Here is a 24,887-nt window from a genome sequence, read left to right as displayed (position 1 = left end):
TGTGAGGGTCCGACAACGACGTGTCAGGGAATGACTTTCCTGCCATCTGCCCGAGTCCGCAACCCGAACGCCATACCTGCCCGGGAAATCTCGGACTACTACGATGTCCAAGATGTACATCGCAGCGCTGGACGAAGGCGCAGTTCCCGACATTCACCCCGATGCCTACATCGCCCCTGGTGCGGTGGTGGTCGGCAGCGTCAGGGTGGGCAGGGGAGCCAGCATCTGGTACGGCTCCGTCCTGCGCGGTGACGACGAGCGCGTCGAGGTCGGCGAGGAGTGCAACGTCCAGGACCTGTGCTGCCTGCACGCCGATCCGGGCGAGCCCGCCGTCCTCGAGCCGAGGGTGAGCCTCGGACACAAGGCGATGGTCCACGGCGCGCACGTCGAGACCGGCGCGCTGATCGGCATCGGCGCGATCGTGCTCGGCGGCGCCAGGATCGGGGCGGGCACCCTGGTCGCCGCGGGCGCGCTGGTCGGGCCCGGCAAGAAGATCCCGCAGGGCGTCCTGGTGGCCGGCGTGCCCGGCAGGGTCGTGCGCGAGCTCACCGACGACGACAGGGCGAGCTTCGCGCAGACCGCCGACAGGTACATGGCCAAGGCGCTCAGGCACCGGCAGGCGTCAGCAGTTTGACCAGCACGTCGTCCGGGACCGTCATCAGGTCGGCGCCGTCCGGCGTGGCGGGACGCAGGAAGCGCGCGTAGTCCACGGTCATCCTGAGGTCGGGCAGTCCCTTGACGGCCTTGGCGTTGGCCTTGGCCGCGTCCTTCTTGAGCGCGCCGTAGCTGTCCCAGTCGGTGTAGCCGGTGATACCCCACTGCAGCACCGTCGGCAGGTCGTCCCTCACCCAGCGCTGGCCGACCTTCCAGGTGCCGCCCTCCTCCTTGTACAGGGCGGCCACCACCCCGCCCGCCCTGGCCAGCACCAGCTCCATCCAGCCCTCCTTGACGGCCACCTCCTTGGGCTTGGAGCTGCCGTTCAGCGTGCTCTTGGCCTCCACCCTCTTGGCGGCGTCGCCGGTGCCCGTGGTGACGGAGACCCAGTTCGGCTTGGCGTTCGACTGCGGCACGCGCAGCATCACGCCGCCGAGCGAGAACTTCCGCTCGGGCTGGCTCTTCTTCTTGCCCTCGACCTTGACCCGTACGTGCATCACGATGTCGCCGGCCAGTTCCTGGTAGACGAAGGGCCCGCGGAAGGCGTCGAACCAGGTGGAGGTCTTGGGCTCGAGGTAGAGAGCGTTCTTGGCGGTGCCGTTGACGTCGAGCTTCGTGATCCTGTTCAGGTCGCCCTCGGTGTCGCTCAGCTTGCTCCACGCGCTCAGCTCCGCCGTGTCGGCGAACTCGCTCGACGCCGTGCCGATCTCGCCACCGGGGTCGGGCGGCCGCACCCCTGCGACGGTGAGCGCCTTGGCGGAGGCCTGTGGAGCCTGCCCTGACGCCGTCCCACAACCCGCCAGCAGCCCGGCGGCGGCCACGGACGCGGCAATCTTCGCTCTCATAACGGACATTCTGCCTCGTCTTTACCTCGGGCTACGATGCCGCCATGCGGTTCACGGCCATCGAGGCGGATGTCCGCGCGATGGTCACCGACCCGCGCTGGACGGCGCTCCCCCTCCAGTCGCGCGCCCACGCGATCGCGTCCAGGGCCCTGGCCACGCCTGACGGCGGCAGGTGGATCTTCGGCGCGCACGCCCGCTGGTACCTCCAGGATCCCGGTGACGGCCGCTGGCACCTGACCGCCCCTCCCCGCCACTGTCCCGCGCGCATCGAGCCGCACACCGGCGTCCTGCTGCCGCACCTGGTGCCGCGCGGGCCCGACTTCGCCTTCAGCGGCTGGTCCAGCCAGGCCTTCGTCGGGCCCGACGTGCCCTCGGCGCTCACCTCCGAGATCCGCGCCCTGGTCAGGGCGAACGGCAGGCGCTCGGCCGACGAGTTCCCCCTCAGCTCCTTCCGCGAGGTCTTCGCGGGCGACGTGCCGGGCACGGTGGCGGCGATCTGGGCCACGATCATGTGGTGCGCCTACGCGCCCGCCTTCGACGGCAACGAGCAGTTGCTGTCGGTGTTCGGCGAGTACCTCGGCCGCCCGCTGCCCGGCGACGAGTGGGTGCGCTGGCTGCCCTCTCCCCCGCTGACCGCCCTCGTCACCCTGTACGGCGAGCGGGTCAGGGCCGGCGCCCCTCGAGCCGCGCTGCGCCTGGCCGCCCTGATGGCCGACACGGCGGGGATCCTCGCCGCCGACGCCCGGTTCGCGCCGAGGGCCCAGGCGCTCATCGCGATGCTGGAGCCCATCCTGCGCAATCCCGGCCTCGACCACCAGACGGCCACAGGCCCCCTCCCCGCGTACCGGCCACCCCTGGCCCCGCAACCGCGCGGCACGGGCCCTCTCACCCCACCTCCGGTCCACTGGGACACCACCTTCCCCCCGCCCACCGTGGCCGAAAGCACCACCGGCCACGGCCACGAGACCTCGGGATGGGCGCCCGCCGGCTACTCGGGCGAAACCTCAGGCCGATCACCGCATCACCCGGGCGAGACCTCAGGCCAGTCACCGCATCACCCGGGTGAGACCACGGGGTGGGCGCCCACCGGCCACTCGGGCGAGACCTCAGGCTGGTCGCCGGGTCACTCGGGCGAGGCCACGGGGCGGGCCGGTGCGGCCCGATCGCGTGCCGTCCCTGAGTGGACGCCCTCCACCGACCCGCGTGAGGTCGCCCGCGCGGCCGCCGCCGACGACGCGCTGCGCTGGACCTGGCTGGCCAGGGTGCCCGACCGCCTGGCGCGGGCCGTCCTGGCGGAGACCGACCCCGGCGAGCACCTTCGCCACACGGTCGGCGACCTCCTGGAGGCAGTGGCCTTCTCCCCCGACCCGCACAGGACGGCAGGCGCCCTGCTCGCGGCCGACCACGCCGACACGCCCGAGGGCCTGCCCACCGTGGCGGCCTGGCTGGACCACCGCCTGCGCCACGCCGTCCACACGCGGCTCGCCACCCCGCGAGGCGACATCACCGAGCCCGCCGGGTTCGAGGTGGGGCCGCGCTGGCTCGACGCCGTGCCGCCCACCAGAGAGGGAGCTGCCGCGGTGCTGGGCGCCGCCTACGCCTCAGGGCTGGCGTGGTGCCGGCTCGCCGGCGCGTCCGTGCCGGGCGACGGCTTTCCCGGAGCGGCCGCGATCGTTCACAGGCTCATCCATGAGCGCGACGATCCTCATCTAAACCACTAATGCCGTTATTTCACCCTTACTCGGTAAATATCGCTCCAGTGCGCGAATTCTCCGAATTGTGATCTCGGAAACGGGAAATGATCCGTGGGGGGGCAGGGCGGCGACGCAAGGAATGACCCCGATGGGCCATGTCGCCTGAAGGGCCCCCGCCGTAACCTCGAAGAGGGTGTGGGCTGCGGAAGGAAGGACGACGCGGTGGGGCACGACGACCTGGACTCTCGGGTCCACGACCGTGTCGCGTTGGACGAGATTGCGCTCTACGCCGAGGTGCTCACCGCTGTCGCGATCAGCGAGCGGCGGTTGACCTTGGACGAGCTCGACGACGCGCTCGGATTGCGGACTTCGGCGAGCCGCTGAAGACCATCACATTGACCTAGTCCCGGACTCCCGCGGGGTCCGGGACACGGTTTTTCTGATAGCTCACCGAAGACCGGGATGACTAGTCACGAACGGACGAGCCGAGCGATCGCCGCCGACGCCTCCTTGACCTTCGCCTCGGCCTCCGGTCCCCCGGTGTTGATCGCGTCGGTCACGCAGTGGGAGATGTGCTCCTCCAGCAGCCCGAGCGCCACCGCCTGAAGCGCCCGCGTGGCCGCCGAGACCTGGGTGAGGATGTCGATGCAGTAGGCGTCGTCCTCCACCATGCGCTGCAGGCCCCTGATCTGACCCTCGATTCGCCGCAGACGGGTCAGATAAGCCTGCTTGTCTCCGCTGTACCCATGCATGCATCAAAGGTACCCAGTCAGCGGAGGTCGCCGATCAGTTGTTCCCACTGCGCCGAGACCTCGGCCGCCGCGTGCCCCGTCGCGGTCTCGAGCGCCCCGGCGGCGAGGGACCTGCGCCGACGGTCGTCGTCGACCAGCGCGAGCAGGGCCGCGGCGTACATCTCGATCTCGCCCTCGGGCACGAGCACGCCGTTGTAGCCGGTCACGATGTACTCCGCGGGCCCGTTGGCCCCGTCGAAGCCGACCACGGGCACGCCGCAGCCCATCGCCTCCAGGACGGTCATGCCGAGCGTCTCCGCGCGTGACGTGGTCGCCACGATCGACGCCTTGGCGAACTCCCCCGCCAGGTCGGGCGTGGTCCCCATGAAGTAGACGTGGTTGTGCAGGTTCAGGTCGCGGACCAGGTCGCGGAGCCTGCGCTCCTCCGGGCCCGAGCCGTACAGCCGCAGCCTCCAGTCGGGGCGCTTGTCGGCCACGATCGCGAAGGCCCTGATCAGCCGGTCGTAGGCACGGGCGGCCACCAGGCGCCCGCCGGTCGCCACGATCCTGTTGTCCATGCGCGAGCGCGGCCACAACCCGCCAGGCAGGGCGTCGGGCACCACGTGGACGGGCGGCCCCGCCGTCTCCAGCAGCCGCCGCCAGTCGTCCCTCGCGGCCTCGGTGGAGGTCACCACCGCGTCCAGCCGGGGGTAGAACCGCTTCACAGGAGACGGTACGGCAGGCCGCCCCCACTCCCAGGCGATCTTCACGCACTCCCTGGGCGCCGATCTGGCCGCCTGGACACTGATCCCAGGCCGGGTGGTGATGAGAACATCACTCTTCAGTGTGCGCAACAGCCGCCACAGCGCCACCTCGGTGCGCATCTGCCCGCGCGGAAGCAACTGCCTCGACCCCGGCCTCGCCTCGATCAGCGAGCGCATCGCCACCTGTCCGCTGACGGGGAAGAACGGCTTCTCCTTCTGCCGCCTGACACTGATGACCTCGACCTCGTGCCGCTCGGCCAGGTCGGAGGCGAGGTTGAGGATCGAGCGCACGTCCCCGCGCATCACGTAGGCGGAGGGGAGGACGAGGCTGACCTTCACACCCCCACCTCGATCCGCAGTTCGTCGTCGGCGGTGTAACAGGGCCTGACGGGCACGCCGTCCACGCGCATCGCCGGATAGTGCAGGCGGCGGCGCTTGCCGTCGACGTCGTCGAGCCGCGAGGCGAGTCGCAGAGGCGCCGGCACGCCCTCCACCTCCAGCGAGGGCTTCCATGTGCCCGCGCCCTGGGGATCGGCCGCGACCACGTCGACCAGCGAGACGGCGGCGTGGAAGCGCACGCCCTGGACGGTCGCGACGGCGGCCACCGTGGTCTCCGCCGCCCCTTCCCCTGTGTCGCCGCCCGCCCTGTCCTGAGACTGCGCGGGGCCGCTGCGGTGCAGCGAGAGCGTGGCCTCGTGCCTGGAGTCGTCGTCGTCGAGCCCCGTGTAGGCCAGCAGGCCCGTGACCTCGAACCGGCCCTCCCTGAACCAGACCGCGCGCACCTCGGCGGCCGGCTCGGCCGTGCAGATCTTCAGCGCGAGAAAGCCGTTCCTGGTGCGGTAGGCCCTGTAGGCGAGCGTGCGCCTGGACAGCGCGTAGGTGTCGAGGTGGTCGAGGGAGAAGCCGGGGTCGACGCTCCTGATGCGGGTGCGGCCCTCCTCGTCCCCCAGGTAGGCGTCCCATCTGCCCGAGGTCAGCGTCAGCGGGGACAGCGAGACCGCGAGGGCGGCGTCGCGCACCTCCGCCCCCGCCGCGCCCAGCGCGATCCGGCGCTCCACCCCCGTCGCGCGGTGGCGCAGGACCAGCTCCATGCCGGGTTTCAGCGGTCTGTCGACGGCCAGTCTGAGGGAGAGCACGTCAGCCAGGGTGACTTCGGCGTCGGTCACGACGACGCGCATCCGCAGCCCCTCCCCGTCGAATGAAGCCATGCGACGTTGAGGTTACCGTGATTTTCCCGTTATGTGGAGAAAGCTTTTCGGCTTCGTCGCGCGTCTGACATGGGAAAGTCCGCAACACCAGGTGTTGCGGACTTCCGACTCAGCCCTTGACAGACTTGATCAGCAGCTGCGCCACGTCGACGACTTCCAGCGTCTCCTTGGCCTCGCCGCTGTTCTTCTTCTCGTTGATCGCGTCACCCAGCATCACCATGCAGAACGGGCAGGCGGTGGAGACGGTGTCCGGATTCGTGGTCAGCGCCTCGTCCACGCGCTCGGTGTTGATGCGCTTGCCGATGCGCTCCTCCATCCACATGCGCGCGCCACCGGCTCCGCAGCAGAAGCCCCTGTCCTTGTGCCTGTGCATCTCCTGCGTCTGCACGCCGGGCACCTTCGACATGATGTCGCGGGGCTGGCTGTAGACCTTGTTGTGGCGGCCGAGGAAGCACGGGTCGTGGTAGGTGATCTTCTCCTCGATCGGGGTGATCGGGGTGAGCAGGCCCTCGTCCACGAGCTTGGACAGCAGCTGCGTGTGGTGCACGACCTCGTAGGCGCCGCCGAGCTGCGGGTACTCGTTGGCGAGGGTGTTGAAGCAGTGCGGGCAGGTCGCGACGATCTTCTTGACGCCGGCCTCGTTCAGCGTCTCGATGTTCTGCTGGGCGAGCATGTTGAACAGGAACTCCATGCCCAGGCGGCGGGCCGGGTCACCGGTGCAGGCCTCGGCGGGGCCGAGCACCGCGAACTTCACGCCGGCGATGTGCAGCAGCTCCGCGACCGCCTTCGTGGTCTTCTTCGCCCGGTCCTCCAGGGCGCCCGCGCAGCCGACCCAGAACAGGTACTCGGTGTCCTCGGGCATCTTCTCGTCGATGAGCGTGACCTCGAAGTCGAGCTCCTCGATCCAGTCGGCCCGCTTCATCTCGGACATGCCCCACGGGTTGCCCTTGTTCTCCAGGTTCTTCACCATCACCCCCGCCTCGGACGGGAACGACGACTCGACCATCACCTGGTAGCGGCGCATGTCGAGGATGTGGTCGATGTGCTCGATGTCCACGGGGCACTGCTCGACGCAGGCGCCGCAGTTGGTGCACGACCACAGCACGTCGGGGTGGATGACGCCGTCCTCGCCGACCAGCGGCTTCTCCAGCAGGGCCAGCACGTCGGTGTCGGCGTGGCTGGTATCACCCTGCAGCAGGTACGGCGCGACCTTGAAGGCGTGGTCGCGCTGGTCGAGGATGAGCATCTTCGGCGACAGCGGCTTGTCGGTGTTCCACGCGGGACACTGCGACTGGCAGCGGCCGCACTCGGTGCAGGAGTAGAAGTCGAGGAAGCCCTTCCACGTCGTGTCGCCGATCTTGCCCCTGCCGAGCTTCTCGGGGTCGAGGTCCTCGTCCTCGAAGTCGACGGGCTTGCCGTCGACCGTCATCTCGGGCGCGGCGCCCAGCCCGTCGGGGCGCCGGGAGAACAGCACGTTCAGCGGCGCGGTGAAGATGTGCAGGTGCTTGGAGTTCACCACGATGACCAGGAACACCAGCATGAAGCCGATGTGCAGGAGCAGGGCGATCTCTTCGAGCAGCGGGCTGGCGGGCAGGACGTTCCCCAGAGCCAGCGAGACGAAGGCGCCGCCGTCGTAGGGAAGGTTGCCGTTGGCGGCCGCGGCGCCGCGCGCCAGGAACAGCGTCCAGATGATGTTGAAGATCATGAACAGGACGAGCCACGCGCCACCGAGGTGGGAGCCGGAGAAGCGCGACTTACGGCCCAGCGTCTTGGGCGAGTTCCTGATCCTGATCACCGCGAACGCCACGAGGCCGAGCAGACAGGCGACCGCGATGAAGTCCTGGAGGAAGCCCAGCACCGACCACTGGCCGATCAGCGGGATGTGGAAGTTGGGCCGCCCGGTGATCGCGCCCTGGATGATCGAGCCGTAGGCCTCGATGTAGACGGTCAGCAGGATGAAGAAGGCCCACATGACGAAGAAGTGCGCCACGCCGGAGGGCGTCCACTTCAGCAGCTTCTTCTGGCCGAACACCTCGACCAGCTGCGCCTTGGCCTCGGCGCCCGCGTGCGTCTTGGCGTACGCGATCCGCTCGGGCGCCGGAGGGCCGACCGTGGCCAGCTTGAACAGGAACAGCGCTCGACGGCCCGCCATGGCGACCGCAGCGACGGTCATCGCGAGCCCGATGATGGCTACCCAGAGCACGATTCCTCCCACAGACGGCGTACGTCCATCCTACCGGCGAGTAACTTTCCACCGATACGGCCATATTAGAACATTGCTCTACGGAGTCAGATAGCGCTGCACCGTCGGCGCGAGCAGCTCCACCAATTCCTCGAGATCGGCGGAGGCCAGCGGCTCCAGCGCGAGCACGTAACGCGCCAGCACCACACCGATGAGCTGGCCGAAGGCCGCCTCCATCCGCAGGTGCGACACGCCGAGCCCGTCGGCCACCTTATACAGCAGCGCGTTGGTGATGAACTCCCTGATCATGCCGAGGACCTGCTCGTTGGTCATCGCCGACCGGAGCAGCGCGAGCACCGGCTCCCTGGCCTGGGCGTCGGACGTGACCGTCAGGATGAACCTGACGAGCCGCTCGCCGACCTCCTCACGCGGGCCTTCCAGGACCAGCGGCACCACCTGGGCCGGATCGATCGGCAGCCGCATGGCCGCGACGAACAGGCCTTCCTTGGTCTCGAAGTAGTGGTGGACCAGCGCGGGATCGACCGCGGCCGCACGGGCGATGCCGCGGATCGTCGCCTTGTCGAAGCCCTTCTCCGCGAACACCTGCCTGGCCGCGGTGAGGATCTCGCCGCGCGTGTCGCCCGCTCCTGGCCTGCGTCCCGTGCGCCGCTTCACGGTCACCTGCCGACCGCCAGGTAGACGCGCATCGGCACGGAGAGCAGGCCGTCGGGGAAGACCCTCATCAGCTCGGCCCGCTGCCTGGCCACCAGTTCGTCGGCGGCCTCCTGGGTCAGGGCGGCCATGTAGGAGTGGGAGCGCAGGTCGAGCAGGAACTCCTCGACGGCCACCAGGCGGGTCCAGTGCAGCCAGCGCTCCTCGACCCGCAGGGCGGCGGCGATCTGCGGCACCCGCCACTCGGGCAGCGCGGGGCCCCAGTAGGTGGGGCACGACTCGGCCAGGCGCACCTCGTAGGCGGCCAGCCAGTCGGCCTGGCCCGCGTCGGTCGTGTTCCACCAGGCGGCGATCGCGCCTCCCTCCCGCAGGGCCCTCCTCGCCTCGGCGACGGAGGCCACGGGATCGAGCCAGTGCCACGACTGGGCGTAGGTCACCAGGTCGGCGCCGCCGTCCCTGATCGGCAGGGCGTTCCCGTCACCCTGGACCGCGGCCAGGCCGTCGCTTCCCGCGCGTGCTTCCTCAGGGGGCTGCGCCGTCCTGGCGGGACGGGCGCGCGCCACGAGCCTGGCGAGCATCTCGCGCCCCGGGTCGACCGCCACCACCCTGGCGCCGCGGGCGCGCAGCGCGCGACTGGAGATGCCGGTGCCCGCGCCCACGTCCACCACGGTCGCGCCGGCCAGCGGTACGCCCGAGACCTCCGACAGCGCGCGGAACAGTTCGTCGGGGTAGCCGGGCCTGCCGGCGTCGTAGGCATCGGCGACCCGGTCGAACACCCTGCCAAGCGCGCGAGAGGGGCCAGTGACACTCATGAGAACACTTTGCCCCACACATTGACCATCTAGACGCCGCTCACCGGGTCGCCGCCAGATGCAGTCTGGCGAAGGCCAGACCCTCGGCCAGATCGTCGATCCTCTCGGTACGGCTGGTCGCCTTGCGCGTGTTGACCTCCAGCACGACCAGGCCGTCGAACCCGGTGTTGGCCAGCCGTTCGAGGACAGCCGCGCACGGCTGGTTGCCCCTGCCCGGCACCAGGTGCTCGTCCTTGTTGCTCACCCCGAGGCCGTCGGCCAGGTGCAGGTGCGAGAGCCTGTCGCCGAGCTTGACCGCCATCTCCATCGCGTCGGAGCCCGAGACGGCCGTGTGCGACAGGTCGAGCGTGACCTGCGGGAAGGCGTAGTCCATCGGGTTCCAGTCAGGTGAGTACGGCACGACGTCGTTGCCGCGCGCCTTCAACGGGAACATGTTCTCCACCGCGAAGATCACGTCGGTCTCCTCGCGCATCCTCGCCAGGCCGTCCTCGAAGTCACGCGCGTAGTCGCGCTGCCAGCGGAAGGGCGGGTGCACCACGACGGTGCGCGCGCCGAGCCGCTCGGCCGCCTTCTGGGCCTTGAGCAGCTTGGCCCACGGGTCGCGGCCCCACACGCGCTGGGTGACCAGCAGGCAGGGGGCGTGGATCGCGAGGACGGGCACGCCGTAGTGGCCGGACAGCCGTTCGATCACGTCGATGTCCTGGCTGACTGGATCTGCCCCCACCATGATCTCGACGCCGTCGTAGCCGAGGCGCGCGGCCAGCTCGAAGGCGTCCGGAGTGCGTTCCGGATATACCGAAGCCGTGGACAATGCGATCTTCGCATTGGGCACGCGGATGACATCTGCCACGCTGCCAGCGTATGCCGCCGGACCTCGTACCGTTGAACCATGCCGCGCATAGCGAACGGGGCGATCCCCAGCCCCAACATCTGGAACGCCCCGAAGGTCTACGAGTTGGAGAACCGCGCGGTCGATCCCGAGGGCAGGGCGAACGTGGCCATGCGAGCCATCCGCCCGTGGGACGGCGCGACCGTCCTCGACATCGGCTGCGGCGCCGGATACCACCTGCCGATCTTCGCCGCCTCAGCGGCCAGCGTGACGGGCGTCGAGCCGCACGGCGACCTGGTCGAGCTGGCCAGACGCCGCTGCGCGGGCCTGCCCAACGTGAAGGTCCACGCGGCCACCGCCCAGAACCTGCCGCTGCCCGACGCGAGCGTCGACGTCGCCGTCGCGCGCTGGGCCTACTTCTTCGGCCCCGGCTGCGAACCCGGCCTGCGCGAGCTCACCCGAGTCGTACGGCGTGGCGGCGCCGCCTTCGTCATCGACCTCGACGCCACCCGCGGCGCCTTCGGCCGCTGGTTCCAGCGCACGGTGCCCTCCTACTCGGCCAGGGCCGTGGAGAACTTCTGGTCGCGACAGGGCTGGCAGCGCGACAAGCTCGACCTTCGCATGGTCTTCCAGCGCAGGGCCGACCTCGAGGACGTGCTGCGCATCGAGTTCGCCCACGACGTCGCGGAGGAGGCCATCGCCGAGACCCCCGGATTAGAACTCCCCTACCCGAACGTCCTGCGCTGGCGCTACTTCTGAGCTTGACCTTGTCACCGGTGTCAGGGTTTAGCGTGGAGACATGCGGATCGGAGAGCTTGCCGAACTGACCGGCGTGAGCGCCCGCTCCCTGCGCTACTACGAACAGCACGGACTGATCAAGGCGCGCAGGGAGTCCAACGGCTACCGCCACTACGACCCTTCGGACGTCGAGCTCGTCAGCGAGATCCGCGCGCTGCTGACCGTCGGCTTCACGCTGGAGGACGCAAGACCGTTCGTCGACTGCCTGCGCGCGGGGCACGCCACGGGCGCCTCCTGCGCCGAGTCGATGGCCGTCTCGCGGCGCAAGCTCGCCGAGATCGACGAGGAGATCCGCGTCCTGCTGGCCCGGCGCGCCGAGGTGGCAGGCCAACTCGGCCAGACCTGTTCTGGATGCTTCGCCAAGGGAGAATCATGATCAAGCTGACCACCGACAACTTCGAGGAGCTCGTGCTCAAGAGCTCCGAGCCCGTCCTGGTGGACTTCTGGGCGGAGTGGTGCGGCCCCTGCAGGATGGTCGCGCCCGTCCTCGAGCAGATCGAGGCGGAGCGGGGGCTCAAGATCGGCAAGCTGAACACCGACGAGAACCCGGAGATCATGACCCGCTACGGCATCATGGGCATCCCCACGCTGCTGCTGTTCGAGAACGGCGAGCCGGTCAAGCAGGTCGTCGGCGCCAAGCCCAAGCGCCTGCTGGAGGCCGAGCTCGGCCTCTCCTGACGTGCCCGCCCGTCTGCCCTGACGCGCTCGGGCTGCGGCGGATTGTCGGCGGCGCAGGCTAGCCTGCTCGGCATGGCACCCAAGACCGCACAGAAGCCCGGTTACCGCTGCGCCGAGTGCGGCTGGCGCACCACCAAGTGGGTCGGCAGGTGCGGCGAGTGCCAGGCGTGGGGCACGGTCGACGAAGAGGGCGCGAGGGCCGGCGTCCACGTGGTGCAGGCCGGGGCCACCAGCGGCCCGGCCGTCCCGATCGGCGACGTCAAGGCGGAGATCGCGACCGCCCGCACCACGGGGGTGAGCGAGCTCGACCGCGTGCTGGGCGGCGGCCTGGTCCCCGGCGCGGTCGTGCTGCTGGCGGGCGAGCCCGGCATCGGCAAGTCCACCCTGCTGCTCGAGGCCGCCGCCCGCATCGCCGAGCGCACCACGGTCCTCTACGTCACGGGCGAGGAGTCCTCCGCCCAGGTCCGCCTGCGCGCCGACCGCATCGGTGCGATCCGCGACAACCTCTACCTCGCCGCCGAGACCGAGCTGTCGGCGCTGATGACCCACGTGGAGAAGGTGCAGCCGCAGCTGCTCGTCGTCGACTCCGTGCAGACCGTCGGTTCGGCCCAGACCACCGGCGTCCCCGGCGGCGTGACCCAGGTGCGCGAGGTCGCCGCCAACCTCGTACGGCTGGCCAAGGAGCGCAACATGGCCACCGTGCTGGTCGGCCACGTCACCAAGGAGGGCTCGATCGCGGGCCCTCGCACCCTCGAGCACCTGGTCGACGTCGTGCTCAGCTTCGAGGGCGACCGTCACTCCCGCCTGCGCATGGTCCGCGCGATCAAGAACAGGTTCGGCCCCACCGACGAAGTGGGCTGCTTCGACCTGCACGAACGCGGCATCGAGGGCATCACCGACCCCAGCGGCCTGTTCGTCTCGCGGCGCAGCGAGCCCGTCCCCGGCACCTGCGTCACCGTCACCGTCGAGGGCACCCGCCCGCTGCCCGCCGAGGTGCAGGCGCTCGTCGCCCGCACCGAGGCCCAGCAGCCGCGCCGCAGCTCCTCGGGGCTCGATCCCTTCCGGGTGCAGATGATCCTCGCCGTGCTCGAACGCAGGCTCAACGCGCGCCTCGGCGGCTGCGACGTCTTCACCGCCACCGTGGGCGGCATCAAGCTGGCCGATCCCGCGGTCGACCTCTCCGTCATGCTCGCGGTGGCCAGCGCCGCGGGCGACAAGCCGCTTCCCTCCGGCCTCATCGCGCTGGGCGAGGTGGGGCTGGCGGGCGAGCTCAGGCCGGTGCGCGACGTGCGGCGCCGCCTGTCCGAGGCGGCACGGCTGGGGTTCAAGAGGGCCCTGGTGCCGCGCGGATCCCTCGAGGAAGGCGGCCGTCGCCGTCCCGACGAGGAGCGCGCCCTTGTTCCCGTCGGGCCCGTCGCCTTCGCGCCCGGGTTCGAGGTCATGGAGGCCGAGAACGTGTGGGACGCGCTTACTCACGTCACCTGAGCTGGGCTTCCTCAGGAAAAGCCGCCGTAACGGCGCCCCGCCACGTGGGCCCGCAGTAGCGTGATGGACGGGGGCCGGCCTTGGGCCTTCCTTGGCCTATCGTTGGCTTGCCGTAGACGATGGAGAAGGAAAGCTTCAGCGGCGGGCGCCGGGGGTCGGCCGGTAAGCTGGGATTTGACTAGGACACGGGGGTCAGGTGGCAAACGACAGGAGTCTCGACGACCGTCGTCGCACGGCCCTTGCCTCGGTCGCTCCGGGCACGGCACTGAGAGACGGCCTGGAGCGCATCCTGCGCGGCCAGACCGGCGGTCTCATCGTGCTGGGCTACGACAGCGTGGTCGAGGAGCTGTGCAGCGGCGGGTTCGAGCTCGACGTGGAGTTCTCCGCCACGCGGCTGCGCGAGCTGGCCAAGATGGACGGCGCCATCGTGCTGCACTCAGGCGACCACAAGATCGTGCGCGCGGCCGTTCACCTCGTGCCCGATCCCTCCATCTCGACCGACGAGTCAGGCACCAGGCACCGCACGGCGCAGCGCGTCGCCAGGCAGACCGGCTTCCCGATCATCGCGATCAGCAAGTCGATGCGCATCATCGCCCTGTATCTCGACGGCATCCGCTATGTGCTGGAGGAGTCGGCGGCGATCCTGTCCAAGGCCAACCAGGCCCTGGCCACGCTCGAGCGCTACAAGCACAGGCTCGACGAGGTCTCGGGCACCCTGTCCGCCCTCGAGATCGAGGACCTCGTCACCGTCCGCGACGTCGCCGCCGTCGCGCAGCGCCTCGAGATGGTGCGCAGGATCTCCGAGGAGATCCAGGGCTACGTCGTCGAGCTCGGCACCGACGGGCGGCTGCTCTCCCTCCAGCTCGACGAGCTGGTGGCGGGGGTCGACTCCGACCGCGAGCTGATCGTGCGCGACTACCTGCCCTCCTCGGCGGCGCGCGGCAAGCGCAAGGTCACCGACGTGCTGCAGGGCTTCGACGCCCTGTCGGGCAGCGAGCTGCTCGACCTGTCGTCGGTGGCGAAGGTGCTCGGACGCGGCGCCAGCGAGACCCTCGACAGCCCCGCGAGCCCGCGAGGCTTCCGCCTGCTGGCCAAGGTGCCCAGGCTGCCCGCCACGGTCGTCGACCGGCTGGTCGACCATTTCGGCGGGCTGCAGAAGCTCCTCGCCGCGAGCATCGACGACCTCCAGGCGGTGGGCGGCGTCGGCGAGTCCCGCGCTCGCAGCGTCCGCGAAGGGCTGTCCAGGCTGGCCGAGTCCAGCATCCTCGAACGCTACGTGTAAACCCTTCAGCGCAGGTGGAAGACGGCCTTCGGGCTGCGCAGCCCTCCGGTGAGCACCACGGCCACGTACGTGCCGGGCAGCGCCGCGGCCTTCGTGCCCCCGCACGCGCCTCCCGAACGACGACGGTCCCAGTCGAGGCTGCGAACGTAGGGGATCCCTCGTTCCAGCTTGCGCATGTCGACGCCGTCGCCGCTGACGCAGTCGGAGGTGGACCACACCCTGTCGTCTCCCGAGGTGATCCTGATCTCCATCGCTCGGGGCCCCACGTCGGCCACGCACATGACGGGGCCCGTGTTCACCAGCGTGACCAGGAAGTTCGGACGGGCGCCCGCGCCGTAGACCTCCTGACGCCCCTGGAGGTTGAGCACCAGGTCCTTCTCCTCGCACGGCATGCCGGGCCTGCGCGGCTTCGCCGTCGGCTTGGGTGACGGTGGCAGCGCGGCGCGCGGCTTGGGCGGCTTCGGCGTCGGTGTGGTCGTGGGCGTGGACATCACTGTGGGCAACCCCGCCAGCATCGACTCCGCCGCCGAGGACGAGCTCGGCGCCGACTTGGCGCTCGACGTGCTCTGCGGTCCGTCGGGGCCGCTGGAGCACGCCCAGGCCACCACGGCCACGACGACCAGCACTGCGACCAGGACGGTCATCCGCCGCCGCCAGTAGACATCGCCAGGGCCGCCACGCAGAGTATCCGGATCCATACGCACAGCATGCTTATCCCTTGCGCACGGAGGGTGACGACACGCCGTAAGGCACTACGCTGGGCGGGTGGCCGACCCGAACCTCCTGCGAGAGCCCATTCTCGATTGGTACGCGGACAATGCCCGCGATCTCCCCTGGCGTCGCCCCGACGCCACCCCCTGGGGCATTCTCGTCAGCGAGATCATGCTCCAGCAGACCCCCGTCGTGCGGGTCCTGCCGGTCTGGCAGCAGTGGATGGAGCGCTGGCCCACCCCCGCCCACCTGGCCGCCGAGCCACCAGGCGAGGCCGTACGCCACTGGGGACGCCTCGGATACCCGCGCCGCGCCCTGCGCCTGCACGCCTGCGCCAGGGCCATCACGGCCGAGCACGACGGCGAGGTGCCCGCCGACCACGCGACGCTGCTGGCGCTGCCCGGCATCGGCGAGTACACCGCGGCGGCCGTCGCCAGCTTCGCCTTCGGCGGCACGCACCCGGTGCTCGACACGAACGTCAGGCGGGTGCTCGGCAGGGCGGTGCGCGGGGAGGAGTACCCTCCGAACGCCACCACGGCCGCCGAACGCCGCCTGGCGTTGGAGTTGCTGCCCGCGGTCGGCGCGCCGGTCTGGGGCGTGGCCGTCATGGAGCTCGGCGCCCTCGTCTGCACGGCCCGCAGCCCGCAGTGCGGGCAGTGCCCCGTCCAGGAGCTGTGCGCGTGGCGGCTGGCGGGCAAACCACCGGGGGCGGCTCGCAGGGGGCAGACCTACGACGGCACGGACCGCCAGTGCAGGGGGCGCCTGCTGGCGGTCCTGCGCGCCGCGCACGGGCCGGTGCCGAAGACGGCGCTGGACGTGGTCTGGGACGAGCCGGTCCAGAGGGAGCGCGCCCTGGACGGCCTGGTCACCGACGGCCTGGCGGAGGTCCTGGACGACGGCACCTACCGCCTCCCCCTCTGACCCCCGCTCCCCGTAAGCTCCACGCCCCGGGCCCCAGCTCCCCGTGAGACTCCACGCCCCAGGCCCCGCCCCCGCTCACGTGACAGGCTCCACGCCCTCGGCGTGACAGGCTTCACGCCCCGGCCCCACGAGCCTGGAGCCCTGTTCCTCAAGGCCTCAACCCAATGAACACGCAGCTCGGAACTTCAGCCCGCGACCCTCCGCCAGGATCTCCGGGCCATGCTCATGGCTGGAATCGTCGGCGAGGCGGTCGAGTGAGGGCGGCGCCTTGGCCTCCCCGAGATCGTCGGGTGTTCGGAGTGGTTCAGGCGGCCAGCTGGAGGCCCAGGGCGGTGAGGTTGGTGCGGGCCCAGTCGAGCTCCTCGGCCAGCAGCGACACCAGCGCTCCAGGCCCCTTCGCCCGCCCCGGGACCATCAGGTTGTGGGTCTCGACCTCGATGTGGGCGGTCCCGTTGACCGCTCCCGACAGGATCGCGTTGAGCGTGTCGTGCAGCACCATACCCGTGTCGGTGTGGTTGTGGACGTGGCCCAGCTTGACCACCGGCGCCCCCACAGCTGCCAGCCCGCGCAGCGCCGCCCCGGACTCCTCGCCGTTCCCGCAGGCCAGGTGGCAGGCGTCGAGGCAGACCCCGAGGTGTTCGGAGTCGAGACCGCCCACCCGCTCGACGGCCTGCTCGGTCGTCTCCAGCACGCATCCGGGCCAGGGCTCGAACCCCACCCTGATCGTCTTGCCGGTCACGCTGTAGATGCCACGCAGCTCCCTGGCCAGCCGCTCGAGCCTGCGCGTGGCGATGGAGTGGAGGTCGGCGGGCCAGTCGCGACGCCACCCGATCGGGATGGTGGAGATGCTGCCGAACCTCACGTCCTCGGGAAGGAGAAAGGCGAGAATCTTGGCCAGGGCCATCGTGTAGCGGTAGCGCTCGGGCTTGGCCCAGTCGGGGCCCGGCACCTCCTGGTTACGTCCGCCGGTGCCGTTCAGGCTGACGACCTCAAGCCCGCGCTCATCCAGCGAACGGCGCAGCCGTACCAGCTCGATGCGGTCGGCGGTCAGGTGGTCGGCGACCGCGGGCGACAGCCACAGCCCCACTCCCATCCGCTCCACCCCGAGTCGCTTGCGCACCGGGACCGCATAGCGGGTGAGGTGCGCGATCAGGTTCTCAAGGTCTTCAGCGGGGTGCACGCCGGCGTTGTAGGCCAAGTGAACGAGCGTTCCGTCATCGTGACGCAGGCGCATCGGCTTCCTCCACGGCTTGCACTGAGTGTGTGTGTCCATCGCCTCGGACATTGCCGAGCTTGCCCGCCCGATGGGGGCCTGCGCGTCCGCCCTGGGTTGATTCCTTCGTACGCCCCAGGGATGAGTCCAACGTAGGGACGCCTTCTTGTGCGTCACTTGCGCGGGACTGGCGACTCTTTGCTCTACAGATTGTAGTACTACTTCAGGTGGCGGTATAGCCGATCTCCGCCTGGAGCCCCCAATCCGACACCAAACCGATGCAACTCCCCGCTTGGACCGTCAGAGAAGCTGGCAGGGAAACCGGGACGACCGTCCGGCGGGCTCAGCCTGGCTTCCGATGGTGGCCCAGGAAACGATCGCAACGGCGGCGAACCAGCCGAGACCCAGCACCAGAGACGAACCCGGGCCGCGCCGGGACAGCGAACGACAGGGGACCCGAATCCCGAAGACACGGAGCTCGGACAGCCAAAGACACGAGGCCGGGATGACCCCGCGAACCGAGCGTGGGGGGCGAATGGCGCCACCCGAGCCGGGCGTGGGAGGGGAACGGCGCGCCACGCAAGCCCGGGCGTGGGAGGGGAACGGCGCGCCACGCAAGCCCGGGCGTGGGAGGGGAACGACGCGCCACCCGAGCCGAACGTGGGAGGGGAACGGCGCGTGCGAGCGGCACGCCATGCAAGGGCGGGCGCTCGGGAGAACGAGGGGGGCGGAGAGGGACGCGGGGTGTCGGGAGCGAGGCACCGGCATCGGGTTTGTGGGGTGGTGGCAAGGGGCCGACCACTCAGTGGGGTGCCGGGTTGGACGTTGCGCCGACGCCACGGGCGCTCGAGGAGCGTCTCCCTGGAGGGAGGTCAGCCGGTGACCCGGGTGGCGCTTACGTTGGCTTGCCGTACAGGATCAAACGATCGGAGGACAGCACAGAGGGGGCTTGCCGTACAGGATCAAGCGGACGGCGGACAACGCAAGGGAGCTTGCCGTACAGGATCAAACGGTCGGCGGACAGCGCAAAGGGCCCGCGGGGAGATCCCCGCGGGCCCTTTGGTGCAGTGCTACTTCTGAATCGGCTCCGCGATGGACGCGGCCGAGTCGGGCACCGGCGAAGGTGCGGCCTCGCCGACGAAGGTGAACTTGGCGTTGTCGCCCTCACCCTCCACGTCGATCTTGACCACCTGGCCGGGACGCAGCTCGCCGTACAGGATCTTCTCGGAGAGAGAGTCCTCCAGCTCGCGCTGGATCGTACGGCGGAGCGGACGAGCGCCCATGACCGGGTCGTAACCACGGTCGGCCAGCAGCTGCTTGGCGGCAGGGCTGACGTCGAGGCTCATGTCGCGGTCCTTCAGTCGCTCATCCACCTGCGCGAGCATCAGATCGACGATCTTGATGATCTCGTTCATGGTGAGCTGGTGGAAGACCACGATGTCGTCGACACGGTTGAGGAACTCGGGCCGGAAGTGCTGCTTGAGCTCCTCCTGCACCTTGGACTTCATCCGGTCGTAGTTCGACTCGGCGTCGTTGTTCTTCGCGAACCCGACCCCGATGCCCTTGGAGATGTCGCGGGTACCGAGGTTGGTGGTCATGATGATGACCGTGTTCTTGAAGTCGACCACCCGGCCCTGGGCGTCGGTCAGGCGACCGTCTTCCAGGATCTGCAGCAGCGAGTTGAAGATGTCGGGGTGGGCCTTCTCGATCTCGTCGAACAGGACCACGGAGAACGGCTTGCGCCGCACCTTCTCCGTCAGCTGGCCGCCCTCCTCGTACCCGACGTAGCCGGGAGGCGAGCCGAACAGCCTGGAGACGGTGTGCTTCTCCATGAACTCCGACATGTCCAGCATGATCAGAGCGTCTTCGTCGCCGAAGAGGAACTCCGCCAGAGCCTTGGACAGCTCGGTCTTACCGACACCTGACGGGCCGGCGAAGATGAACGAGCCGCCGGGACGGCGCGGGTCCTTCAGACCGGCCCGGGTGCGCCGGATGGACCGCGACAGGCCCTTGATGGCGTCGTCCTGGCCGATGATCCGCTTGTGGAGCTCGTCCTCCATGCGGAGCAGGCGCTGCGACTCCTCCTCGGTCAGCTTGAAGACCGGGATGCCGGTGGCGGTGGCCAGGACCTCGGCGATGAGCTCCTCGGTGACCTCGGCCACGACGTCCATGTCGCCGGCCTTCCACTCCTTCTCGCGACGCTCGCGCTTGAGCTGGAGCTGCTTCTCCTGGTCGCGGAGGGCAGCCGCCTTCTCGAAGTCCTGCGCGTCGATCGCGGACTCCTTGTCGCGACGGACGTTGGCGATCTTCTCGTCGTACTCGCGCAGGTCCGGCGGGGCGGTCATCCTGCGGATGCGCATCCGGGAACCGGCCTCGTCGATGAGGTCGATCGCCTTGTCGGGCAGGTAGCGGTCGCTGATGTAGCGGTCGGCCAGCTGCGCGGCGGCGACCAGCGCGCCGTCGGTGATCGAGACGCGGTGGTGCGCCTCGTAGCGGTCGCGCAGACCCTTGAGGATCTCGATCGTGTGGCTGAGCGAGGGCTCGGCCACCTGGATCGGCTGGAAGCGTCGCTCCAGGGCGGCGTCCTTCTCGAGGTACTTGCGGTACTCGTCGAGGGTGGTGGCGCCGATGGTCTGCAGCTCGCCACGGGCCAGCATCGGCTTCAGGATGCTGGCGGCGTCGATCGCGCCCTCCGCGGCGCCCGCGCCGACGAGCGTGTGGAGCTCGTCGATGAACAGGATGATGTCGCCGCGCGTGCGGATCTCCTTGAGCACCTTCTTCAGGCGCTCCTCGAAGTCACCGCGGTAGCGGGAGCCCGCGACCAGAGCGCCGAGGTCAAGCGTGTAGAGCTGCTTGTCCTTCAGCGTCTCGGGAACCTCGCCCCTGACGATCTTCTGCGACAGGCCCTCGACGACGGCGGTCTTGCCGACGCCGGGCTCGCCGATGAGAACGGGGTTGTTCTTGGTCCTCCTGGAGAGGACCTGCATGACCCGCTCGATCTCCTTCTCACGGCCGATGACCGGATCCAGCTTGCCCTCGCGGGCGGCCTGGGTCAGGTTGCGGCCGAACTGGTCGAGCACCAGGGAGGTGGAAGGCGCGGACTCCTGCGGACCACCCGCGGCGGCCGGCTCCTTGCCCTGGTAGCCGTGGAGCAGCTGGATGACCTGCTGCCGCACACGGTTGAGATCGGCTCCAAGCTTGACCAGCACCTGGGCTGCCACACCCTCACCCTCACGGATGAGCCCGAGCAGGATGTGCTCGGTTCCGATGTAGTTGTGACCCAGCTGCAAAGCCTCACGGAGCGACAGCTCAAGAACCTTCTTGGCCCGCGGGGTGAACGGAATGTGCCCCGACGGAGCCGACTGGCCCTGGCCGATGATCTCCTCGACCTGCTGGCGCACACCCTCAAGGCTGATGCCGAGGCTCTCCAGAGCCTTGGCGGCTACGCCCTCACCTTCATGGATCAAACCAAGAAGAATGTGCTCAGTGCCGATGTAGTTGTGGTTGAGCATCCTGGCCTCTTCTTGGGCCAGGACGACAACCCGCCTTGCTCGGTCGGTGAACCTCTCGAACATCTCGTCGCTCCTCACAGAGCGGTCAGTCAGGCCGGTAAATCCGGTCCCGTCCTCCCGCATGCTAGCCCTGGCTCGGCGAACCATGCCTCTTGCCGCTGACACGCTCTATAGCAGAGACGTTCCCCGAGAGCAGGGCGTTCACCCTCCATCCAACTACTGTCTGGGGGTGCTGTGTTCCCGATACGCCGCAAGCGAACGACGTTTAGAGCGCTGACGCGCGGCTGCGCGACACGCCCGGTTTTCATCAGGCAAACACGATCATGCGCTTATGGCGATCTCCGGGGTTCTAGGCGATCGTCATAAGCGCATGATGTCAGTGAGCCGCTTGGTACTTCTCCACGACGGTGGAGGCGATCCGGCCGCGCTCGCTGACGGGAAGTCCGTGAGCCTTGGCCCACTGCCGAATCTCCGAGCTCTGCTCACGGCTCATCGAACGCGTGCCACCCCGCGCCCTGCGACGCGTGGCGGCCGCACCCGACTTGCGTGCGGCCTGCTGGAAAGGCGACAGCGCGTCCCGCAGCTTCTTGGCGTTATCGACGCTGAGGTCAATCTCATAGGACGCCCCGTCAATGGCGAAGCTGACCGTCTCATTGGCCTCGCCCCCATCGAGGTCATCGATGAGAATCTCCTGGATCTGCTTGGCCATCTACGGAATCCTTTCCCGGAGCATTGTTTCATTCGCCTGCCAAACATATACCCGAAAAGGCAGCGAGACAATTCAGCGCTTCGCGGATTCCGCTGACTAGTGAGCCAGGTCTGGTTCTCCGGTGGATCCGCCCGGTTTGGACGATGTCCAGCGGCTGCATTCCGTCCCCACGGCGCCTCTTCGGGTTTGTAGGGACGAGCCCTTTATGCACAAGCTGCCGTCGACACCCACGGACGGCTGATGACCACAGTCCGCCCCGACCATAGCGCCCCATAGACGGCCGCTACCTGGCGGGGGTGTCACACCCAGCCTAATGCCAGTCTCTCCAGACTCCTTACCCGATCGCCCGGAAAATCCCAAAAAAACCGGATCTGGGGCGGATGCACACTTCAGCGTGCCTCTTTGATCACCCGCGAGCCCGCCGCCTTGTCATGGATGCCCTGCTGGAGTGGCCTGTCGATCAAGATGGACAGGCCCCACGGCGAAGGCCAGGATTCCCGCCAGGAGATTGACGCCCGGAATCCCCGCAAGCACCATCGCTCCGGGATAGAGGGCCGCCCGTTTAGCCAGATCCGCCCTCGTCAGCGCCCTGCCGGGAGCGGGCGCCAACCTAATCTTCATGATCACCTTACCGAAGGTGCGACCGCGCCGGTAATGCGCGAGGCAGTCATAGGCCGCATAACCCGAGCCGACCGCGAGCCAGGCGAACAACCCGGGTAGCCGCCCCTCGAAGCTGTCGAGAAGCCCTACAGTCCGCAACAAACCCCAGGCCGCGATGAACAGAATGTAATAGAAGACGCCGATGACCAGCGCCTCAATACTTCGTGCCGCGAGCCGTTCCCACCAATCGGCGGGTACGGCGGGCGCTCCGGACGCGACCATAACGCCCATTGTGTACGGCGGGCGACCACGATTACAGGTCCCACGCGCGAAAACAGGGGCCGGCGTCAAGCCGGCCCCTGATTCTTTAGGATTCCGCTTACTTGATCTTCACGACGACGGTCTTGGCCACCTTGTCGGCGAAGGTCTGCTGAAGCGGCTTGTCCCAGAACTGCGAGACGCCGTTCAGGATGATCAGCAGGCCGCCGAGCGATGAGGCGAGACCGAACGGAAGCGCGCCCAGGATGTTGCCACCCCAGGTGACGCCGGCGCGCTTCAGCGCGGCGTCGCTCCTGAGCCCGCCCGCGGTCAGCGGCGCGCCCACTTCGGTGATCTTGATGCCCATGACCATCTTGCCGACGGTCTGCCCCTTGGACTTCGTGAGGAAGAACTCGTAGGCGATGTAGAGCAGGGTGACGATCACCACGGTGATCACGTTGAGGATCCAGAGGCCGGAGGGCTGCGTGATCGTCCCCGTGTTGAGGTCGTAGCTGGCCTGGGTGACCAGGATCGCACCCAGGATGAGTCCCAGGACGAGCCCGATGACCACGCCGGCGATACCGATGATCAGACCGTCGATGATGCGTGCGACCAGCCGCTGCCACCACTCGGCGAGCGGAGCGGGAGCGCCGGGAGGCTGCACCCCCGCGGGCGCGCCGTACGGCTGGCCGTAGCCGGGCTGCTGCCCGTAGGCCGGCTGCTGCTGCTGACCGTAGCCCTGCTGGCCGTACGCCTGCGGCTGGCCGTAGGGCGACTGCTGCCCGTAGCCGGGCTGCGACTGGCCCTGCTGGCCATAGCCCTGCTGGGGCTGCTGACCGTAACCGGGCTGCTGGCCGTAGTCGGGCTGCTGACCATAGGACGGTTGCTGCTGACCGTAGCCGGGCTGGCTCGGCTGGCTCTGGCCGTAGCCCGGCTGCTGCTGGCCGTAGCCGGGCTGCTGACCCGAGGAAGGCTGCTGCTGGCCGTAGCCGGGCTGGCTCTGCTGACCATAACCGGGCTGCTGGCCGTAGCCTGGCTGGCCGTACTCGGGCTGCTGACCCGAGGCGGCCTGCTGGCCGTAGCCCTGCTGCCCGTAGGACGGCTGCTGCTGGCCGTAGCCGGGCTGCCCGTACTCGGGCTGCTGGCTCTGGCCCTGCTGGCCGTAGGAAGGCTGTCCGTAGCCTGGCTGCTGACCGGAGGAGGCGGCCTGCTGGCCGTACCCCTGCTGGCCGTAGCCCTGCTGCTGTTGCTGGCCGTAAGGCTGCTGGCCGTAGCCCTGCTGGCCGTAGTCGGGCTGCTGCTGGCCCTGGTGACCGTAGCCGCCGCCGTCTTGGCGATAGCCCACGATCGTCGCGTCTGGATCGGGGTCGCCCTGGCGTCCCGCGTTCTGCTGACCGTATCCATGAGTCCCAGCGGAATTGTCTTCAGGCTGGTCCTGTGGATACGGCGGCTGTCCGGTGCTCACCGTGTCACCTCGCTTCGATGGCGCATGTGGCACATGTCAGGACACATGCTTGCTGTTGCCCAACGTATCGACATGAGTATCAACAATCACCTTTCCTCTTGGTCATCCTCTGAGTCAACCGTGGGCAGGTGGAGCAACATGCGGGTGTTGCCAAGGGTGTTGGGCTTCACATGTTCAAGATCGAGAAACTCCGCGATCCCTTCGTCGTAGGAAGCCAGCAACTCGGCATAGACCTCGGGTGATACAGGTGCGCCCTCGATCGGGACGAAGCCATGGCGCGCGAAGAAGTCGACCTCGAAAGTCAGGCAGAAGACCCTGCGCAGACCCAGGTCACGGGCCGTCGCGACCAGTGCGGTAACAATACGGTGACCGATTCCCGCACCCCTGTATTCGGGGTCGACGGCGACCGTCCGGATTTCCGCCAGGTCCTCCCAGAGCACGTGGAGCGCGCCGCAGCCCACGACCTCGCCGCCGCGATCGGCGACCCAGAACTCCTGGACGTCCTCGTACAGCGTGACGGTGGCCTTCTCCAGCAATCTGGGGCCCGCCCCCGCGTACGTGTCGACCAGGCGCCTGATGGCTCTGACGTCGGGCGTGCGGGCGCGCCTCACGACGATCTCGGTGTCCTTCGGGGTGCGCTCGGCGACCTGCTCCATGGCCCTTCAGCGTACCCAGCCCGTTTCGGCCCATCCTTAACTACCGTCACATGACGCGCTGTAGCAGGCCGCACACAGTGCGCAGCGCTGGGGTAACAGTCCGACAAATCCGCATAAAGCTGGGCAAAGCCCTTGCAATGCCCTGGTAGATCGGGCTTTCACGTGATCACGCCGTGACGCTTCGGTTGCACAACCTCTACGGGATTGG

Annotated in this window: 24 protein-coding genes; 9 read left to right on the top strand and 15 right to left on the bottom strand. The window is 68.9% G+C overall.

All coding sequences use genetic code 11. The features are described 5' to 3' along the window. Positions 1-112: 112 nt before the first annotated feature. Positions 113-634 (top strand): gamma carbonic anhydrase family protein, encoded by a 522-nt coding sequence (locus FHR33_RS28195; protein ID WP_246452144.1) that lies wholly within the window; start codon positions 113-115, stop codon positions 632-634. Here FHR33_RS28195 and FHR33_RS28190 read toward each other — a convergent pair. Further along, on the bottom strand, positions 606-1,499 hold the full coding sequence (locus FHR33_RS28190) for a DUF1349 domain-containing protein (protein WP_183653797.1): 894 nt from the start codon (positions 1,497-1,499) through the stop codon (positions 606-608). The two genes, FHR33_RS28195 and FHR33_RS28190, sit on opposite strands and share 29 nt — an antisense overlap. A 44-nt stretch (positions 1,500-1,543) precedes the next feature. On the opposite strand from FHR33_RS28190, the gene FHR33_RS28185 reads away from it, so the two are divergent. Both FHR33_RS28185 and FHR33_RS28180 read left to right on the top strand, forming a co-directional pair. Next, positions 1,544-3,220 (top strand): hypothetical protein, encoded by a 1,677-nt coding sequence (locus FHR33_RS28185; protein WP_183653794.1) that lies wholly within the window; start codon positions 1,544-1,546, stop codon positions 3,218-3,220. Between the two features lie 195 nt (positions 3,221-3,415). After that, positions 3,416-3,577 (top strand): hypothetical protein, encoded by a 162-nt coding sequence (locus tag FHR33_RS28180; protein WP_175589978.1) that lies wholly within the window; start codon positions 3,416-3,418, stop codon positions 3,575-3,577. Between the two features lie 86 nt (positions 3,578-3,663). Here FHR33_RS28180 and FHR33_RS28175 read toward each other — a convergent pair whose 3' ends face one another. The 7 genes from FHR33_RS28175 to FHR33_RS28145 all read right to left on the bottom strand — a co-directional run bounded on the left by FHR33_RS28175 (position 3,664) and on the right by FHR33_RS28145 (position 10,412). Beyond that, positions 3,664-3,945 carry a metal-sensitive transcriptional regulator gene (locus tag FHR33_RS28175; protein ID WP_183653791.1) on the bottom strand — a complete coding sequence of 94 codons (282 nt, stop codon included), beginning with the start codon at positions 3,943-3,945 and terminating at the stop codon, positions 3,664-3,666. 17 nt (positions 3,946-3,962) lie between these two features. Then, positions 3,963-5,027, bottom strand: coding sequence for a glycosyltransferase (locus FHR33_RS28170; protein WP_183653788.1), 1,065 nt, complete (start codon positions 5,025-5,027; stop codon positions 3,963-3,965). Next, positions 5,024-5,896, bottom strand: coding sequence for a hypothetical protein (locus tag FHR33_RS28165; protein WP_246452136.1), 873 nt, complete (start codon positions 5,894-5,896; stop codon positions 5,024-5,026). The genes FHR33_RS28170 and FHR33_RS28165 overlap by 4 nt, the downstream gene beginning before the upstream one ends. A 109-nt stretch (positions 5,897-6,005) precedes the next feature. After that, entirely contained in the window at positions 6,006-8,099 is a 2,094-nt protein-coding gene (locus FHR33_RS28160; RefSeq protein ID WP_183653786.1) for a (Fe-S)-binding protein, read from the bottom strand. A 78-nt stretch (positions 8,100-8,177) separates the two neighbouring features. Next, the gene (locus FHR33_RS28155) at positions 8,178-8,753 is read right to left on the bottom strand and encodes a TetR/AcrR family transcriptional regulator (RefSeq protein WP_183653784.1); all 576 of its coding nucleotides are present in this window, start codon (positions 8,751-8,753) and stop codon (positions 8,178-8,180) included. A 2-nt stretch (positions 8,754-8,755) separates the two neighbouring features. Further along, entirely contained in the window at positions 8,756-9,562 is an 807-nt protein-coding gene (locus FHR33_RS28150; RefSeq protein WP_183653782.1) for a class I SAM-dependent methyltransferase, read from the bottom strand. A 40-nt stretch (positions 9,563-9,602) separates the two neighbouring features. Beyond that, on the bottom strand, positions 9,603-10,412 hold the full coding sequence (locus FHR33_RS28145) for a sugar phosphate isomerase/epimerase family protein (protein ID WP_183653780.1): 810 nt from the start codon (positions 10,410-10,412) through the stop codon (positions 9,603-9,605). 39 nt (positions 10,413-10,451) lie between these two features. On the opposite strand from FHR33_RS28145, the gene FHR33_RS28140 reads away from it, so the two are divergent. The 5 genes from FHR33_RS28140 (at position 10,452) to disA (ending at position 14,634) form a co-directional block, all read left to right on the top strand. Then, the gene (locus FHR33_RS28140) at positions 10,452-11,150 is read left to right on the top strand and encodes a class I SAM-dependent methyltransferase (protein WP_183653778.1); all 699 of its coding nucleotides are present in this window, start codon (positions 10,452-10,454) and stop codon (positions 11,148-11,150) included. 40 nt (positions 11,151-11,190) lie between these two features. Next, the gene (locus FHR33_RS28135) at positions 11,191-11,565 is read left to right on the top strand and encodes a MerR family transcriptional regulator (RefSeq protein ID WP_183653776.1); all 375 of its coding nucleotides are present in this window, start codon (positions 11,191-11,193) and stop codon (positions 11,563-11,565) included. Then, entirely contained in the window at positions 11,562-11,867 is a 306-nt protein-coding gene (trxA, locus tag FHR33_RS28130) for a thioredoxin (protein ID WP_183653773.1), read from the top strand. Before FHR33_RS28135 ends, trxA begins: the two co-directional genes overlap by 4 nt. 72 nt (positions 11,868-11,939) lie before the next feature. After that, positions 11,940-13,352, top strand: coding sequence for a DNA repair protein RadA (gene radA / locus FHR33_RS28125; protein WP_183653771.1), 1,413 nt, complete (start codon positions 11,940-11,942; stop codon positions 13,350-13,352). A gap of 196 nt (positions 13,353-13,548) precedes the next feature. Further along, positions 13,549-14,634 (top strand): DNA integrity scanning diadenylate cyclase DisA, encoded by a 1,086-nt coding sequence (gene disA / locus FHR33_RS28120; protein ID WP_183653768.1) that lies wholly within the window; start codon positions 13,549-13,551, stop codon positions 14,632-14,634. Between the two features lie 5 nt (positions 14,635-14,639). Here the strand turns inward: disA and FHR33_RS28115 are convergent, their stop codons facing one another. Next, positions 14,640-15,332: a hypothetical protein gene (locus tag FHR33_RS28115; RefSeq protein ID WP_183653766.1), complete on the bottom strand. Its 693-nt coding sequence runs from the start codon at positions 15,330-15,332 to the stop codon at positions 14,640-14,642. A gap of 67 nt (positions 15,333-15,399) precedes the next feature. Here FHR33_RS28115 and FHR33_RS28110 point away from each other — a divergent pair, with 67 nt between their 5' ends. Next, complete coding sequence (locus tag FHR33_RS28110; protein WP_312895756.1) at positions 15,400-16,266, top strand: iron-sulfur binding domain-containing protein; 867 nt, start codon at positions 15,400-15,402, stop codon at positions 16,264-16,266. Between the two features lie 304 nt (positions 16,267-16,570). On the opposite strand, the gene FHR33_RS28105 is transcribed toward FHR33_RS28110, so the two are convergent. From FHR33_RS28105 to FHR33_RS28080, 6 genes are all read right to left on the bottom strand, one after another. After that, on the bottom strand, positions 16,571-17,446 hold the full coding sequence (locus FHR33_RS28105) for a TIM barrel protein (protein ID WP_312895755.1): 876 nt from the start codon (positions 17,444-17,446) through the stop codon (positions 16,571-16,573). 1,103 nt (positions 17,447-18,549) lie between these two features. Further along, positions 18,550-21,054, bottom strand: a complete 2,505-nt coding sequence (locus FHR33_RS28100) for an ATP-dependent Clp protease ATP-binding subunit (RefSeq protein ID WP_183653764.1) — start codon at positions 21,052-21,054, stop codon at positions 18,550-18,552. A 313-nt stretch (positions 21,055-21,367) separates the two neighbouring features. Beyond that, positions 21,368-21,700, bottom strand: a complete 333-nt coding sequence (locus FHR33_RS28095; protein WP_183653762.1) for a histone-like nucleoid-structuring protein Lsr2 — start codon at positions 21,698-21,700, stop codon at positions 21,368-21,370. 429 nt (positions 21,701-22,129) lie between these two features. Next, positions 22,130-22,582: an RDD family protein gene (locus FHR33_RS28090; protein ID WP_183653760.1), complete on the bottom strand. Its 453-nt coding sequence runs from the start codon at positions 22,580-22,582 to the stop codon at positions 22,130-22,132. 97 nt (positions 22,583-22,679) lie between these two features. After that, positions 22,680-23,903, bottom strand: coding sequence for an RDD family protein (locus FHR33_RS52820; RefSeq protein WP_183653758.1), 1,224 nt, complete (start codon positions 23,901-23,903; stop codon positions 22,680-22,682). A 206-nt stretch (positions 23,904-24,109) separates the two neighbouring features. After that, positions 24,110-24,679: an amino-acid N-acetyltransferase gene (locus FHR33_RS28080; protein WP_183653756.1), complete on the bottom strand. Its 570-nt coding sequence runs from the start codon at positions 24,677-24,679 to the stop codon at positions 24,110-24,112. Positions 24,680-24,887: the final 208 nt, after the last annotated feature.

Origin of the sequence: Nonomuraea dietziae (assembly GCF_014195505.1) — a bacterium.
GTDB lineage: Bacteria > Actinomycetota > Actinomycetes > Streptosporangiales > Streptosporangiaceae > Nonomuraea > Nonomuraea roseola.
Note: the sequence above shows the minus strand (reverse complement) of the source record. Positions and strands in the feature narration are given on the sequence as shown.

What these genes read in the sequence shown, in the direction of transcription:
- FHR33_RS28195 (WP_246452144.1), top strand. Translation starts at nt 113, where the DNA reads ATGTACATCGCAGCGCTGGACGAAGGCGCAGTTCCCGACATTCACCCC.
- FHR33_RS28190 (WP_183653797.1), bottom strand. Translation starts at nt 1,499, where the DNA reads ATGAGAGCGAAGATTGCCGCGTCCGTGGCCGCCGCCGGGCTGCTGGCG.
- FHR33_RS28185 (WP_183653794.1), top strand. Translation starts at nt 1,544, where the DNA reads ATGCGGTTCACGGCCATCGAGGCGGATGTCCGCGCGATGGTCACCGAC.
- FHR33_RS28175 (WP_183653791.1), bottom strand. Translation starts at nt 3,945, where the DNA reads ATGCATGGGTACAGCGGAGACAAGCAGGCTTATCTGACCCGTCTGCGG.
- FHR33_RS28165 (WP_246452136.1), bottom strand. Translation starts at nt 5,896, where the DNA reads ATGGCTTCATTCGACGGGGAGGGGCTGCGGATGCGCGTCGTCGTGACC.
- FHR33_RS28150 (WP_183653782.1), bottom strand. Translation starts at nt 9,562, where the DNA reads ATGAGTGTCACTGGCCCCTCTCGCGCGCTTGGCAGGGTGTTCGACCGG.
- FHR33_RS28140 (WP_183653778.1), top strand. Translation starts at nt 10,452, where the DNA reads ATGCCGCGCATAGCGAACGGGGCGATCCCCAGCCCCAACATCTGGAAC.
- FHR33_RS28135 (WP_183653776.1), top strand. Translation starts at nt 11,191, where the DNA reads ATGCGGATCGGAGAGCTTGCCGAACTGACCGGCGTGAGCGCCCGCTCC.
- trxA (WP_183653773.1), top strand. Translation starts at nt 11,562, where the DNA reads ATGATCAAGCTGACCACCGACAACTTCGAGGAGCTCGTGCTCAAGAGC.
- radA (WP_183653771.1), top strand. Translation starts at nt 11,940, where the DNA reads ATGGCACCCAAGACCGCACAGAAGCCCGGTTACCGCTGCGCCGAGTGC.
- FHR33_RS28115 (WP_183653766.1), bottom strand. Translation starts at nt 15,332, where the DNA reads ATGGATCCGGATACTCTGCGTGGCGGCCCTGGCGATGTCTACTGGCGG.
- FHR33_RS28100 (WP_183653764.1), bottom strand. Translation starts at nt 21,054, where the DNA reads ATGTTCGAGAGGTTCACCGACCGAGCAAGGCGGGTTGTCGTCCTGGCC.
- FHR33_RS28095 (WP_183653762.1), bottom strand. Translation starts at nt 21,700, where the DNA reads ATGGCCAAGCAGATCCAGGAGATTCTCATCGATGACCTCGATGGGGGC.
- FHR33_RS28090 (WP_183653760.1), bottom strand. Translation starts at nt 22,582, where the DNA reads ATGGTCGCGTCCGGAGCGCCCGCCGTACCCGCCGATTGGTGGGAACGG.
- FHR33_RS28080 (WP_183653756.1), bottom strand. Translation starts at nt 24,679, where the DNA reads ATGGAGCAGGTCGCCGAGCGCACCCCGAAGGACACCGAGATCGTCGTG.